Origin of the sequence: Streptomyces fungicidicus (assembly GCF_003665435.1) — a bacterium.
Classification (GTDB): domain Bacteria; phylum Actinomycetota; class Actinomycetes; order Streptomycetales; family Streptomycetaceae; genus Streptomyces; species Streptomyces fungicidicus.
In genome coordinates this window covers 3,102,107-3,116,245 of the sequence record NZ_CP023407.1, presented here as the reverse complement: position 1 = coordinate 3,116,245, position 14,139 = coordinate 3,102,107, and the positions used below count along the sequence as shown (strand labels likewise).

The following is a 14,139-nucleotide window of genomic DNA, read 5'->3' as shown; positions in this document are numbered from 1 at the left end:
ACGGGCCCGTCAGTTGCCCCGGGAAACCCAACGACTTCAACAAGTTTCGGGCGGTCGGAAAGCCGCCCCGCGCTCACTACCAGCGGTAGGGCTTGTACACGTCCATGCACTTGCCCGTCTCCGAGCCGTTGAGGGCGTCGGCGTCCTCCGGCAGGTCCCCGGCCTCGGGCGCCGGCTGCTCCGGATAGACCGTGCCCTCGCGCCAGTCCGCGCCGACCACCACCGTGACACCGGAGACACCGGTGGACCGCTTGACCGAACTCGCCGGGATCCCGAGCGACTCGGCGACCCGCTGGGCGTCCCCGCGCGACGCGGCGCCCGGGTAGCGTACTTCGGTCCGTTCCTCGGCGAGGGCGGCGGACGTGTCCGGGGCGGCCCGGGTGAAGCCCTTCGAGACCAGCGTCCCGGCGATCGCGGCCGCCCTGCCGCCGACCGGGCCGAGGGTCGCGGAGCGGGTGGCGTTCCGCACCTGGACGGCGATCTCCCCGTCGGGTGCGGCCGGGTCGCCGGAGGCCGCGGCGGCCGCCTTCTTCCCGTCCTTGCCGCTCTTGTCGCTCTTGTCGCTCTTGCCGTCCTTGTTGCTCGCGCCGCCCTTGGCGTCGAACGCCACGTCGTCGCGGAGCATGGCCCACACCTGTTCGGCGCCGGCGTCGGCCGGGAGCAGGTGGTTGCGGTTCTGCGGGTCCTCGACCGTGGGCAGCGTCGTCATCGTGATGCGCTCCGGCGGCACCGTCTTCAGCTGCATCCCCAGGTCGTACAGCTTCTTCACCGAGCCGATCTCCTCCGAGACCGTCAGCGACGTCGTCGCCGCCTCCGCCAGGTCCGTCAGCCTGCCCGTGTCGGTGAAGACGTTCTGTTCCCGCAGGGTGCGGATCATCGAGTTCATGTACATGTGCTGTGCCCGCGCCCGCAGCAGGTCACTGCCCCAGGCGTGCCGGGTGCGCAGCCACTGCAGCGCCCGCTCGCCCTCGACCTTCTCGGACCCGGCCCGCATCTTCAGGCCCGAGCCGCCGGGTACGCCGGGCAGCGGGCGGTCCCACACGTTCTGGTTGACGCAGACCTCGACGCCCCCGATGGCGTCGGCCATGCTCACCACGCCGGCGAAGTCGATCGTCATCCAGTGGTCGATGTAGACGCCGGTGAGGTTCTGCCAGGTGGCCAGCGTGCAGCCGGGACCGCCGCGGCCCAGCGAGGTGTTGATGATGTCGTTGGTCGCCGGGTAGGCGTCACCGGTCTTCGGGTCCTCGCACCGGGGGATGTCCACCCGGGTGTCGCGCGGGATGCTCACCACGGCCGCGCTCTCACGGTCGGCGGCGAGGTGGATCAGCATCTGCACATCGCCCAGCGGCGGGTTGCCGCGGGTGTCCCGGCCGCCGCCGAGCTTCACGTTCTCGTCGGAGGCGCGGCTGTCGGAGCCGATCAACAGGATGTTCAGCGGCGTCTGCCCGGCAGCGTTCGGCTCGGCCTTCTGCGCCTCGGAGTCACCGCTGCTGCGCTCGCCCTTCTCGATGTTGCCGTTCAGGTGCTCGTAGTACAGGTAACCGGCGCCGGCCGTCCCGAGTATCAGCACGGCCAGGGTCGTCGCCGACCAGCGCAGCGCGCGCCGGCCCCGCCCGCCCGGCCGGCCCGGGCCTTTCCCCGGACCGCCTTCACCGCCCCCTTCGCCGCCGTCGTCGTCCGGAGCCGGACGTCCACCGGAGCGCTCACCGCCGTGGCGGCCGGGCCGGGCGGTTCCCTCGTGCACACCGCTCTGCGTCATCGCTGCGTCTCCCCACCCCTTGCACCGTGGAACGGGCCTGCCCCGCGCCCTGTAGGACGCGGAACAGACCCGTCAGGTCACTTGGCGCACTCGACCTTGTCCGCCGTGGACTTCTCGATGTCGTCGGGCGCCTTGTCCGGCTTCGTGAGCGAGACGCCGGCACCCTTGAAGTCCTTGCCGAGGGTCAGCGTCATGGCGGGCACGCCCTGGGAGTTGGTGACGCTCTCACCGGGCTTCATCGCCGACCCCGACAGACCCAGGATGTCGGCCAGGCGGCGTGCCTGGTCGGCCTGGTCGGGGGCGTACTCCAGCGTGGTCTTGCTCAGTTCCTCCGGCGCGTTGCCGGCGTTCTCCGACTTGGCGACGCCCTGTTCGACCTGCAGCCAGCTGAGGGTCTCCTGGGCGCTGCCGGCTTCGGCGCCGCCGTTCATGATCTGCACCCGGACCTCGGAGGCCGGCGCCTTCTCGCCCTTCAGCCGGGCGGCGACGGCGGCCTTCTCCTTCTTCTTCTGCTGCTTGACCTCGGTGAACGACACGTCGTTGCTGATCAGGTCGAAGATCGCCGGGGCCTTGGCCTCGTTGAGGACGACGGTCGCCTTCACCGTCTCCGCGGGGTTGTCGAGCACCGGAACGGTCGTGAAGGTCAGGTTCTTGACGTTGAGCTTGCCCAGTTCCAGACCGAGGTCCTTGAGCTTGCCGATGCTGTTCAGCTGGGAGTCGACGGTGAGTGCCTCGGTGCCCGCCTCCGCCAGCTTGAGCATCTTCGAGGGGCTGGTGAGGGTGTCGTTGGACTTCAGCTTCCGCATCAGCGCGCTGAGGAACTGCTGTTGCAGCTCGATCCGGCTCAGGTCGCCGCCGGTGCCGACGGAGTGCCGGGTGCGCACGAACGCCAGCGCCTCCTCGCCCTCGATGGTGTGCGTGCCCTTGGGCAGCTTCAGATGGGAGTCCGGGTCGTCGATGTCCTTGGCCAGGCACACCTCGACGCCGTCCACCGCGGAGGTCAGCGTCTTCACCGCGTTGAAGTCGGCCACCATGAAGTTGTCCGGCTTGATCCCAGTCAGCTCGGTCACGGTGCGCATGGTGCAGCTTGGGGTACGGCCGCTCTGGCCGAGGCTGGTGTTGAAGCGGACGCCGGGGGAGCCCGGGATCACCTTCTGGCTGCCGTCCTCCTGCTCGGTGGGGCAGTCGGGGACGTCGACTATCAGGTCGCGCGGGATGCTGAGCGCGGTCGCGTTCGTACGGTCCTTGGAGACGTGGAGCAGGAGCGTGGTGTCGGCGTGACCCGCGCTGCCCGTGTCGCCGTAGCCGTCGTTGCCCGCGCCGGTGCGCTTGTCGGTGCCGATCAGCAGGATGTTGATCGCCTTGTCCTTGCTGAAGCCACCGGTGCTCGCGCCGTCGTCGGACACGGACTGGATGTTGTCGTTCAGGTGCTCCAGGTAGAGGTAGCCGGCCGCGCCGGCGGCGAGCACCACGAACGCCATGGTGCCGCCGGTCCAGATGAGGACCTTCTTCGCCTTCGACTTCTTCGCCGGCCGGCGTCCGCGCCGCCCGGGGGGCGGCTCCTCCGGCGCGGCCCGGCGTCTGCGCTGCGGCGGCACGTCAGGGCCGGACGTCTCACGGTCGGCCGTCTCCCGCTCCGGCGCACCCCGGCGGGACCGCCCGGACGCGCCGCCCGGCGGCGTCGACCGGCCGCGCGCGGAGCCCGCGCCGCGGCCACGCGGCCCACGAGGGCCGGGAACAGGTGACTGCGCTGCGGAAGGACCCAGTCGCAGTTCGTATTCGCCGGTGCTCGGGTTGAGTACCCACTGGTCTGCGGGATCGAAGTTGTCCGCCCGCCCACGGTCTTGCGCGTCCACGGTCGCTTGAATCCTCCGTCGGGGCCACGCGGCGCCTTGCCCCTCCCAGGCGCTCGGGTCTCGGTCACACAGTGCGGGAACTCAGGACGGCCCCGAGGAACGGTCGCACCGGAGCGCTCACACTAACGGTCCTGATCGCGCCAAGGCGACGCCGGTGATGCATTCCACGTCCACACAAGTGGGCAATCCACCCATTTCCCCGGACAAAGGTTGTCAGCCTTGGAGTTGGCTTTGAGGTTGCTTTACGCGCAGGAGTCCTCGGCGGCGGTGTTGCCCGAGAAGGTCGGGGCCGGAGAAGCGCCATCGGGCGCCTTGCCCGGTCCCTCCTGCGTGTTCTTCCGGTTACCGTCCGCGTTTACCGCCACGGGTGCGTCCCTGCGCAGCCGTTCGAAGAGTTTCTCCGCGGCGGGCTGCGCGAGTTGGTCCCTATTGGGGTCCCCGGAGTACGGCTCCCGCGGGACGGTCAGGAATTGCACGCCTTCCGTGGGGATCCCGCGCAGCCCCCGGGAGAGGTCGTACAGACTGCGCAGACTGGCCAGTTCCGGGTCGGTCGTGAGTGACGAGGTGGCCGCGTCCAGCACGGGATAGAGCTTCACCGGATTCAGCAGCACGTCGTTGCCGCTGACCTTGTTGACGAGCGCGCCGAGGAAGCGCTGCTGCCGTTCCATACGGCTGGTGTCGCTGCCGTCGCCGAGGGTCTTGCGGGCCCGGACATAACCGAGCGCCTGCTCCCCGTTCAGCTTCACCCGGCCCGCCGGCAGTTTCAGCCGGGCGTCCTTGTCGTCGACGGGCTCGCGCAGGCACACCTCTACGCCGTCCACCGCGTCGACCATGTCCTTGAAACCGTCGAAGTCCACGACGACATGGTGGTCGACGCGAATCCCCGTGAGTTTCTCCACCGTTCGGATGGTGCACGCCGAACCGCCCACCGCGAAAGCGGAGTTGAACATCGTGAATGCCGGTTCGGAGCGTGATCCGTCGGGGCGGCGGCAGCTGGGCACGGCCACCATCAGATCGCGCGGGACGGACACCGCGGTGGCGGTGTGCCGGCCCGTGGAGAGATGCAGCAGGATCACGGTGTCCGAACGCTCCGACCCCGCGTCCCGTCCGTAGCGGGCGTTCCCCTCCCCGGAGCGCGAGTCCGAACCGATCAGCAGGATGTTCCGGGCGTCCTTGACGAGCGCCGTAGGCCGTTCCTTCTCGTACCGCGCGAGTTCGGCGGCCGCCGCCTCGTCCGCGGTGATGTTCCCCTCCAGCTTCACGTACACCGCCCACCCGGCGCCCGCGGCCGCGAGCAGCACGACGGTGGCCGTGATGCCGGCGCCCCACGCCCAGCGCCGCCGGCGGCGCCGGGCCCGGCCCCGCCCGCTCGCCGAGGACCCCGTCCCCGGGCCGAGGGCGCGCCTGTCCTCCGGCGGTTCGGAGGACGCGCCTGCGGTGTCGCTCATGACCGGGTCCATCCCTCACTGCGCGTACGGCGTGCGGTGGTGCCGTTGCGTACGAGGATGACGCGGGAGGGAGCCGCGGGGCGGGTGCTGGTGCGCCGGACGGGGGAGCGGGCGGTGCGGACGGGTGGTGGTGCGGGGATCCGGTTTCGGGGTGCCCGCGCGGTGTGCGGGGGTGGCGGTGGCCGGTCGGCCCTTCGTCAGCGGGCGATGACCGTCGCCCGCTCGCTCTCCACCCGCTTGTCCAGGGCGTCGTCACCGAGAAGGTCCAGGTTCCGGCAGAGCACCACGGAGCCGCCGGTCGCCAGCGGGCCGTACAGGCCCGTGTTCAGGCCCTCCCAGGTGTCGTACGGCAGCCCCGACAGGACCCGGGAGCCCGGCCCGGTCAGACCGAGCTCCGGCGCCTGCGCCCGGGCCCGCTCGACCACCTCCGCGCCGGTGAACTCCCGGCCCGCCACGATCAGCGCCGGCTCCTCGGGGTCGACCGGCGCGTACGGCACGAAGCGGTCGCCCTGTCCCGGCACCTCGACGGCGTAGTCGGCGAAGCCCTCCGGCGGCTGCGGGAAGCGCCCGCCGAGCGGTCGGAGCGCCAGCGCGATCCTCGGTCCCCCGCAGGCCCGCGCGGCCTCCAGCGACTCCGGCTCCGGGCCGCTCACTACCACGTCCGCCGCCGCCGGGTCGCCGGCCACGTCCGCGACCACGCCCACCGACGCGCACGCCAGCAGCCAGACCGCCGTCTGCCAGTGCGCGGGCAGCAGCAGGGCCACCCGGTCGCCGGGTTCGACGGACAGTTCGTCCTGGAGGAGGTTGGCGGTCTTGGCCACCCAATTGGCGAAGGTGGCCACGGACAATTCGACGCGTTCGCCCGTGGCGTCGTCGTAGAAGGTCACCAGGGGGCGTCCCGGGTCCGCGGCGAGCGCGGAACCCAGCAGGTCGGCAGGGGTGCGGTCGGTGGCGTTCACCCGCGCAAGCGTACGCGGCCCCCATCGCGCGCACCGTGCGCGCCGTCCGCGCGGGACACCGGTTCGGGGGAACGGGCTCCGACAGGCCGTCATATCCCCGATGGACAGATTTGTCTGACTGTGTCCAAGCTCAGGGGCATGCGTGGAATTCTTGCTTCCTCAATCGGTGTCACCTGCGCCGCCGCCCTCGCCCTCCCGCTCGCCCCGCCCGCCACCGCGGCGGCCACGGGACCGGCGCCGACGGCAGAGGCGGCCACGCGCGCAGCGGTGACGGCCCCGCCCGACGTCCCCGGCAGCACCCAGTCGCTGCCCCTGAGACCCCTCACCCGCGACCGCGCCTCCGGCGCCACCGTCCTCGGCCTCGCCCCGCGGGCCGTGCGGAACTTCTCCCTCCTGGGCGTCGTCTGGGACGACCCCGCCGCCGAACTCCACGGCCGCGTCCAGGTCCGTACCCGGCCGGCCGGCGGCGGTGACTGGACCGGCTGGCAGGACGTCGAGACGCACTACACCGACCACGGGGCCGATCCGGGGAGCGCGGAGGGTGCCTCGGAGGGGGTCCGGGGGGCCACCGCGCCCTTGTGGGTGGGAGGTTCGGACGGAGTGGAGGTGCGGGTTCTGCCGTTGTCGGAGGAGGCCGGGGCTGGGGGCGGGGCTGGAGAGTCCGGGGCCGGTGGGGCGGAGGCGGAGGAGCCGGGGGCGGACGATTCGGGGGCCGGGGCGTCGGCGGTGATGCCGTCGGGGCTGCGGCTCGAGCTCATCGATCCCGAGGGCGACCCGGTGGACCAGGCCCGTACCGGCGTCATGAGCGCCGAGGCGACCGCCGCCTCCGCCGCCAACTCCGCGCTGGCGCCGCTCGGCGCCGCCGAGATCCCCGCGCTGGACGGCGAGCGGACCCGGCGGGAGCTCCTCACCCTGCGCGGTGCCGAACTGACCGAGGGGCAGCTGGCCAAGCCGTACATCGGGCCGCGCCCTGCCATCGTCACGCGGCGCGGCTGGGGGGCGGACGAGGGCCTGCGCGAGAAGCGGTTCGTGTACACCGGAAAGGTCAAGGCGGCCTTCGTGCACCACACCGCCTCCGGCAACAAGTACAAGTGCTCGCAGGCGCCTTCACTCGTCCGCGGGTTCTACCGCTACCACGTCAGGAGCCTGGGCTGGCGGGACATCGGCTACAACTTCCTCGTCGACAAGTGCGGCAGGATCTACGAGGGCCGGGCCGGGGGAGTCGCGAAGGCGGTCAAGGGCGCCCACACCCTCGGGTTCAACAGCAACAGCACGGGCATCGCGGTGATCGGCTCCTACGGCTCCAAGAAGCCGTCGTCCTCCGCGGTGAAGGCCGTCGCCCGGCTCACCGCCTGGAAACTCGGGCTGTACGGGATGAATCCGCGGGGCAAGACATACCTGACGTCCGGCGGTGGCAATCTCTACCGAAAAGGTAAGAAGGTACGACTGAACGTGATCTCCGGTCACCGGGACGGGTTCAACACCTCGTGCCCAGGGGGGAAGCTCTACAAGAAGCTCGGCACCGCGCGTTCCACGGCCGCCCGTTACCAGGGCCGCTGAGGCGGGCCGGGCGCTCCGTCCTGCCGGCGAGGGTCTGCATACACTGACCGGCCGAAAGACAGTTCGGCCGGTCCCGGCAGGAAGCAGAGACGACGTGACAGAAGCGATCCTCCTGGTCGGCGGCAAGGGCACGCGGCTGCGCCCGCTCACGGTGCACACGCCCAAGCCCATGGTCCCGGCGGCCGGGGTGCCGTTCCTCACGCACCAGCTGGCGAGAGCGAGAGCGGCGGGCGTCGAGCACATCGTCCTGGCCACGTCCTACCTGGCCGAGGTCTTCGAGCCGTACTTCGGCGACGGGGCGGCGCTGGGTCTGCACATCGAGTACGTGACGGAGGATGAGCCGCTCGGTACCGGCGGGGCGATCCGGAACGTCGCGTCACGGCTGCGGTCGGGGCCGGACGAGCCGGTGCTGATCTTCAACGGGGACATCCTGACGGGGCTGGACATCCGGGCGCTGGTGCGGACGCACGAGACGACGGGTGCGGATGTCTCGCTGCACCTGACGAAGGTGACGGATCCGCGGGCGTACGGGCTGGTGCCGACGGACGGGTCGGGGAGGGTGCTGGCGTTCCTGGAGAAGCCGCAGACGCCGGAGGAGATCGTCACCGACCAGATCAACGCGGGGGCGTACGTCTTCCGCCGGTCGGTGATCGACACGATCCCGGCGGGGCGGGTGGTGTCGGTGGAGCGGGAGACCTTCCCGGGGCTGCTGGCGGCGGGGGCGCATCTGCAGGGCATGGTCGACTCGACGTACTGGCTGGACCTGGGGACGCCGGCGGCGTTCGTGCGGGGGTCGGCGGATCTGGTGCTGGGACGTGCGCCGTCGCCCGCGGTGCCGGGGCGCTGCGGGGACCGGCTGGTGCTCCCCACGGCGACCGTGGCGCCGGACGCGAAGCTGGCGGGCGGGACGGTGGTGGGCGAGGGCGCGTTCGTGGCGGAGGGCGCGCGGGTCTTCGGCAGCACGATCCTGCCGGGGGCGGTGATCGAGCCGGGCGCGGTCGTCACCGACTCGCTGATCGGGACGCGGGCGCGGGTGGGGGAGCGGTCGGTGCTCACCGGGACGGTGATAGGGGACGGGGCGGTCGTCGGGCCGCGGAACGAACTCCGCGAGGGTGTCCGGGTGTGGTGCGACGCGACGATCCCAGCGGGCGCACTCCGCTTCTCGTCGGACCAGTAGCCCCGGGTGGTGGGTGGTGCGGGGGCGGGGCGGGGGTGCCCGTCCTCGGACTGGCGCGACTGCCCACGCTGGAAGGTGGCCCGGCGCGGACGCGCCAGCCACTGCGGGCGGTCACCCCCACCCCGCCCCCTCCCCGCCGTCGACACCGATCCCCACCGTCTCCGCGAGCAGCCGCCCCGCCGCCAGCCGCCAGCCGCCAGCCGCCCCGCCGCCCGCCGCCAGCCGCCAGCCGCGGGCAGTCGTGCCGCAGGGCGGCACGGGTGGGCGCGACGGCACCCCGTAGGCGCCGGGCTGCGCAAACCCACCCCCGGCCCACCCCAACGCGGGGCACCCGCACCGCACCGGTGAGTGCACCCCCCACGCGGGGCAGCGGCCTCAGAGCCGCCCGATGTCCCCGTACGGCATCCGCGGCGCCCGCCGCCCCGGCACCCTCCCGCTCAGCAGAATCAACCGCGCGGCCCGATGCCGCTGCCCGGCATACGGCTCCAGCAACGACAACATCACCGAGTCGTCCGCATGCCGGTCCCCGGCAAGCGCCCACCCCACGATCCCCGGCAGATGCAGATCCCCCACGGTCACCGCGTCAGCCGCCCCATGACTGCGCTGCACGGTCTCCGCCGACGTCCACACCCCGATCCCCGACACCAGCTCCAGCCGCTCCCGCGCCGCCTCCGGAGGCATCCCCACCGCCTCCTCCAGCCGCGCGGCGACCCGCACCGCCCGAAGCACCGTCGACGCCCGTTTGTCGTCCACCCCGGCCCGGTGCCACTCCCAGGAGGGAATCAGCGCCCACGTCCGCGGCGCCGGCATCACCGACATCCGCTCCGGCGCGGGCCCGGGGGCCGGCTCGCCGTACTTCCGTACCAGCAGCCGCCACGCCCGGTACGCCTCACCCGTCGTGACCTTCTGCTCCAGGATCGACGGGATCAGCGACTCCAGCACCAGCCCGGTCCGCATCAGCCGCAGCCCCGGACGCCGGTGCCGGGTGTGCGCCAGCAGCCTGTGCCGGGGCTCGAACGCGGCCGGGTCGTCCGCGGCGCCGAGCATCTCCGGCAGCTTGTCCAGGAGCCAGTCCGCCCCCGGCCCCCACGCCTCACCCCGGATCTCGCCGCCCCGCTCCGTCACCCGCAGCGTCCCCGGGCCCGCCGGAGTCAGGCTGGCCCGCCACACGGAGCCGTCCGGCAGCGCCCGGAACGTCGGATCACCGCCTCCGCGCCGCAGCGGGCCGAGCACCAGGCCGAGGTCCAGGGGCCACTCCGGCACCCAGGTGCGTACGCGGGCGGGAGCCGGCGCCTGACGGGGGACACCCCTGGGTACGGCGACGTGCCCGCCGCGCACGGTGGTACGCGTGGGGCGCGGGGTGAAACGTCCTGCCACTAGAGGTCCCGGGGTGGAGTGGAAGTGATGCGCGGGTCCCTACGAGGGTAGGCCCAGCCTCACCTGACCTCGATGAACACGTCCGGTTCCCGCTCCGGGCGGGGGCTCGGGTCCGCGGCCGGGTGGCCGATCGCCACCGCCCCCATCGGGTCCCAGTCCGCCGGCAGGTCCAGGACCTCGCGGACCACGTCGCGGCAGAACATCGTCGACGACACCCAGGCCGAGCCCAGCCGCTCCCCGGCCAGCGCGACCAGGAAGTTCTGGACGCCGGCGCCCGTGGCGACCACGAACATCTCCCGCTCCGCGCCGTCCCGCCGGGCGTCCCCGTAGGTGTGCGAGCCGTCCATGACCAGGCAGGGCACGGCCAGGTACGGCGCGTTGCGCAGGACGTCCCCGCGCCGGACGCGCTTGGCGACGGACTCCTCCGTCTTGCCGTCGTGCCGCAGGTCCGTGATCCAGGCCTCACGCATGGCGTCCAGGAGCCGGGTGCGGGACGCGGCGGACTCCAGCAGCACGAAACGCCAGGGCGTGGTGTGGTGCGGCGCCGGGGCGGTCACCGCCGCCGCCACCGCCCGGCGCACCGCGTCCGGGTCGACCGGCTCGTCCGTGAAGGCCCGCACCGTACGGCGCTGGGTCACCGCCTGGCGCACGGCCTCGGACGTGCCGAGGCGGAACATGTCGTCGCGCGCGCCGCGCACCATCGCCCGTGCGCCCTCGCCGTCGTCGGACGCCACCAGGTGCGGCAGTCCGCGGACGACGGCCACCGGCAGGCCGGACGCCTTGCCCTTGACCAGGTCGCCCGCCGCGGCGAGCTCGTCGGCGGTGGCGACGACCGTGGCGCCCAGCGGATTGCCGTGCGCGTCGGTGCCGCCGCGCAGGTCGTCCAGCACGCGGACGCCCGCCGCGCCGATCGCCACGTCGGTGAGCCCCGCGCGCCAGGGACGGCCGAAGGTGTCGGTGACGATCACGCCGACCTCGACGCCGAGCGTGTCGCGCAGGCCCTCGCGGATCGCCCGCGCCGAGGCGTCCGGGTCCTCGGGCAGCAGGAGGACCGTGCCCGCGGGAGTGTTGGAGGCGTCGACGCCGGCCGCGGCCATGACGAGGCCCTGACGGTTCTCGACGATGCGCAGGGGGCCGCGCCGGGCCACCACCCGTACCGTCTCCGCGTCGATCGCGGCCTCCCGGTCGGCCGCCTCGACGATCCGGCCCTCCGCCTTGGAGACGATCTTCGAGGTGACCAGCAGGACGTCGCCGTCGGACAGTTCCGGTGCGGCGTCCGCGATCAGCTTGGCGAGGTCGTCGCCGCCGCGGACCTCGGGCAGGCCGGCCACGGCCCAGACCCGGTAGCCGCTCATACCGCCCGCACCTCCTCCGCCAGCGTCAGCGCCTCCCGGGCCATCCGCGCGGCGGCGTCGACGTCGGTCATCATCAGCGGGACCGCCCGGCAGCGGATGCCGGCCGCCTCGACACGCTCCACGCAGCCCGCGTCGACGGTGTCGACCAGCCAGCCGTCCAGCAGGCCCGAGCCGTAGTGCTCGGCCACCGCGGGGGCCGTGGACTCCACGCCGACCGCCGCGAGCACCTTGTCGGCCATGCCGCGCACCGGCGCGTCCCCGACGATGGGCGACAGGCCGATCACCGGCACGCCGGCGTCGGCGATCGCCTCCCGGATGCCGGGGACGGCGAGGATCGTGCCGACCGAGACGACGGGGTTCGACGGCGGGAAGAGGATCACGTCGGCCTCGCCGATCGCCTCCAGGACGCCCGGCGCGGGTTTCGCCTGCTCCGCGCCGACCGGCACCACCGCCTCGGCCGGGACCGAGGCCCGCAGCCGCACCCAGTACTCCTGGAAGTGGACCGCCTTGCGTTCGCCGGACTCGCTGTCGGGCAAGGTGACCGCGACATGCGTCTCCACGCGGTCGTCGGTCATCGGGATCAGGCGCACGCCGGGCTTCCAGCGGTCGCAGAGCGCCTCGGTCACCGCGCTGAGCGGGAAGCCGGCGCCGAGCATCTGCGTCCGCACGATGTGCGTGGCGAAGTCCCGGTCGCCGAGCCCGAACCACTCCGGGCCGACGCCGTACGCCGCGAGCTCCTCCTTGAGGTGGAAGGTCTCGTCGGACCGTCCCCAGCCCTGCTCCTCGTTGATGCCGCCGCCGAGGGTGTACATCACCGTGTCGAGGTCCGGGCAGACCTTCAGCCCGAAGAGGTGGATGTCGTCCCCGGTGTTGCCGATGACCGTGATGTCCGCGTCCGGCACGGCCCGCTTCAGACCGCGCAGGAAACGGGCACCGCCGATGCCGCCTGCCAGAACCACAATGCGCATGGGGCCATCCTTGCAGGCCGCTACGGCATCGCGTCAGGCAGTCACCGGGCCCGGCTCCGGGCGCGCCTCGCAGTGCGGGGCCGTGTGCATCGGCATCTCGGTGAGGCCCGGGTGGTAGATGTGCAGGCTGACCGCGGGTTCCAGCGCGTCGTTGACCACCTCGTGCACATAGCCGGGCGCGAACACGCGCTGCGCGCCGGACGCCAGCGCGCGTGTGCCGCGCTCCGTGCGTTCGGTGAGTGTGCCGTCCAGGACGGTCAGCACCCCGGAGGAGCGGCCGTGGCCGTGCAGCCCGCTGCCCTGGCCCGGCACCCAGGACAGCAGCCACACCTCGTAGCCGGGTCCGGTGCGCAGCCGGTGGTACCAGCGGCTGGTGGCGTCGTACCGGACGAGGTGCTCCCACTGGGAGCGGTCGGCGGCGAGGGAGCGGGCCAGTCCGGCGAACTCGGCGACGGTGGCCGGGTGCTCGCGCGGGGGCTGGAGCAGGTGGGGGACTTCGAGGATGTCGCCGGCGATCTGGAGGTCGCTGTCGCTGTTCATGGGCGGAGGTTCCTTGGCGGAAGAAGCGGTGGGGGTGCGGTGTCGCGGCGGATGTGCCCGGGTCGCGGGCGGCGGCGCGAGGGGTGCCCCGGTGGGAGCGAAGGAAGCGGCGGCCGAGGCGGTGGCCCGGCGAGGGCTGGAGCTAGAGGCTCAACAGCCGGAACAGCGACAGCTACAGCGAGCGCGGGCAGCACCGAGGAACCCGGCGGAGCGGGTCGAGGTGAGTGCCGGATTCGCGAGCATGCCCACAAGGACAGCGGTTCACTCCTCGACTGTCAACTCGGAGCCCCGTTGGTGGGACGAGGTTCACCTCATCCGGTGCATCTCGCTGACGAAAGGTTTGCTCACTCGTTCATGGGACACAGGGTGTGCACGGCTGGAAGCCGCACGACGCCGTTGCGATCCCGTGATCCGACTGTGATCGGCCTCGCTTCGGCGCGGCTGCAGGAACGGGACCGATCGCGTCGGCGTCTTCTCCGTCGAGGCTTCGCGTGGGGCGGCGAGCTCCCGCGTGGCCCGTAGGTGTGTCGAGGTTTAGGGTGATTTGAACACTTTCCGCTTGGGCTTGGTTCCGCAGAGTGAATAAGGGGCTCAATAGCAGATCTCGGCTTGACTCGCCCGGAGCAGCACACTTGTAATTTCACTCGTGTCGTTCAGCCTGAATCGGTAACGGCTGGATCACACGGGGACGCGAAAGACGGACGAGGGGCGCACATGACCGAGCTGGTGGAGCAACTGCTGGTCGACGACGCGGACGAGGAGCTCGGCTGGCAGGAGCGCGCGCTGTGCGCCCAGACCGACCCCGAGTCCTTCTTCCCCGAGAAGGGCGGTTCGACCCGGGAGGCCAAGAAGGTCTGCCTCGCGTGCGAGGTCCGCTCCGAATGCCTCGAGTACGCTCTCGCCAACGACGAACGCTTCGGCATCTGGGGCGGCCTGTCCGAGCGGGAGCGCCGCCGGCTGAAGAAGGCCGCCATCTGACGAAGGCGGCTCTTCCCTGACGAACCGGCACATCGCCGTCGCACGCACGTCATTCGCACATAGGTCACTTAAGGCCCGTCGCAGGTGGTTGTCCACAGGCGGCGGGCCGCCGCGTTGGCCAGCCGATAGTGTGGTCGCTCGTCCGAGACGCCCGCTGCCCCA

General features: G+C 72.4%; 11 protein-coding genes. 3 read left to right on the top strand and 8 right to left on the bottom strand.

Going from position 1 to position 14,139, the window contains the following annotated elements; translation table 11 throughout:
• Positions 1 to 76: 76 nt before the first annotated feature.
• The 4 genes from CNQ36_RS13965 to CNQ36_RS13950 all read right to left on the bottom strand — a co-directional run bounded on the left by CNQ36_RS13965 (position 77) and on the right by CNQ36_RS13950 (position 6,022).
• Positions 77 to 1,759: an LCP family protein gene (locus CNQ36_RS13965; protein ID WP_228312969.1), complete on the bottom strand. Its 1,683-nt coding sequence runs from the start codon at positions 1,757 to 1,759 to the stop codon at positions 77 to 79.
• Between the two features lie 77 nt (positions 1,760 to 1,836).
• A complete protein-coding gene (locus tag CNQ36_RS13960; RefSeq protein ID WP_121546247.1) occupies positions 1,837 to 3,615 on the bottom strand; it encodes an LCP family protein in 1,779 nt (592 codons plus the stop codon).
• A 242-nt stretch (positions 3,616 to 3,857) separates the two neighbouring features.
• The gene (locus tag CNQ36_RS13955) at positions 3,858 to 5,063 is read right to left on the bottom strand and encodes an LCP family protein (protein ID WP_121548454.1); all 1,206 of its coding nucleotides are present in this window, start codon (positions 5,061 to 5,063) and stop codon (positions 3,858 to 3,860) included.
• A 197-nt stretch (positions 5,064 to 5,260) separates the two neighbouring features.
• Complete coding sequence (locus tag CNQ36_RS13950; RefSeq protein ID WP_121546246.1) at positions 5,261 to 6,022, bottom strand: TIGR03089 family protein; 762 nt, start codon at positions 6,020 to 6,022, stop codon at positions 5,261 to 5,263.
• 138 nt (positions 6,023 to 6,160) lie between these two features.
• Between CNQ36_RS13950 and CNQ36_RS13945 the strand changes: the two genes are divergently transcribed.
• Positions 6,161 to 7,582, top strand: coding sequence for a peptidoglycan recognition protein family protein (locus CNQ36_RS13945; RefSeq protein WP_121546245.1), 1,422 nt, complete (start codon positions 6,161 to 6,163; stop codon positions 7,580 to 7,582).
• A 94-nt stretch (positions 7,583 to 7,676) separates the two neighbouring features.
• Positions 7,677 to 8,759: a mannose-1-phosphate guanylyltransferase gene (gene manB / locus CNQ36_RS13940; protein ID WP_121546244.1), complete on the top strand. Its 1,083-nt coding sequence runs from the start codon at positions 7,677 to 7,679 to the stop codon at positions 8,757 to 8,759.
• Positions 8,760 to 9,134: 375 nt separating this feature from the next.
• Here manB and CNQ36_RS13935 read toward each other — a convergent pair whose 3' ends face one another.
• Genes CNQ36_RS13935 through CNQ36_RS13920 form a run of 4 tightly spaced genes read right to left on the bottom strand, consistent with a single transcriptional unit; the run spans position 9,135 to position 12,999 of the window.
• Positions 9,135 to 10,136, bottom strand: a complete 1,002-nt coding sequence (locus tag CNQ36_RS13935) for a DNA-3-methyladenine glycosylase family protein (RefSeq protein WP_121546243.1) — start codon at positions 10,134 to 10,136, stop codon at positions 9,135 to 9,137.
• A gap of 59 nt (positions 10,137 to 10,195) precedes the next feature.
• Positions 10,196 to 11,491, bottom strand: a complete 1,296-nt coding sequence (locus CNQ36_RS13930; protein ID WP_121546242.1) for a coenzyme F420-0:L-glutamate ligase — start codon at positions 11,489 to 11,491, stop codon at positions 10,196 to 10,198.
• The gene (cofD, locus tag CNQ36_RS13925; RefSeq protein ID WP_004930594.1) at positions 11,488 to 12,459 is read right to left on the bottom strand and encodes a 2-phospho-L-lactate transferase; all 972 of its coding nucleotides are present in this window, start codon (positions 12,457 to 12,459) and stop codon (positions 11,488 to 11,490) included. The genes CNQ36_RS13930 and cofD overlap by 4 nt, the downstream gene beginning before the upstream one ends.
• Positions 12,460 to 12,492: 33 nt before the next feature.
• Positions 12,493 to 12,999: a cysteine dioxygenase gene (locus CNQ36_RS13920; RefSeq protein WP_121546241.1), complete on the bottom strand. Its 507-nt coding sequence runs from the start codon at positions 12,997 to 12,999 to the stop codon at positions 12,493 to 12,495.
• Positions 13,000 to 13,713: 714 nt separating this feature from the next.
• Here CNQ36_RS13920 and CNQ36_RS13910 point away from each other — a divergent pair.
• Positions 13,714 to 13,977, top strand: a complete 264-nt coding sequence (locus CNQ36_RS13910) for a WhiB family transcriptional regulator (RefSeq protein ID WP_004930599.1) — start codon at positions 13,714 to 13,716, stop codon at positions 13,975 to 13,977.
• Positions 13,978 to 14,139 lie beyond the last annotated feature (162 nt).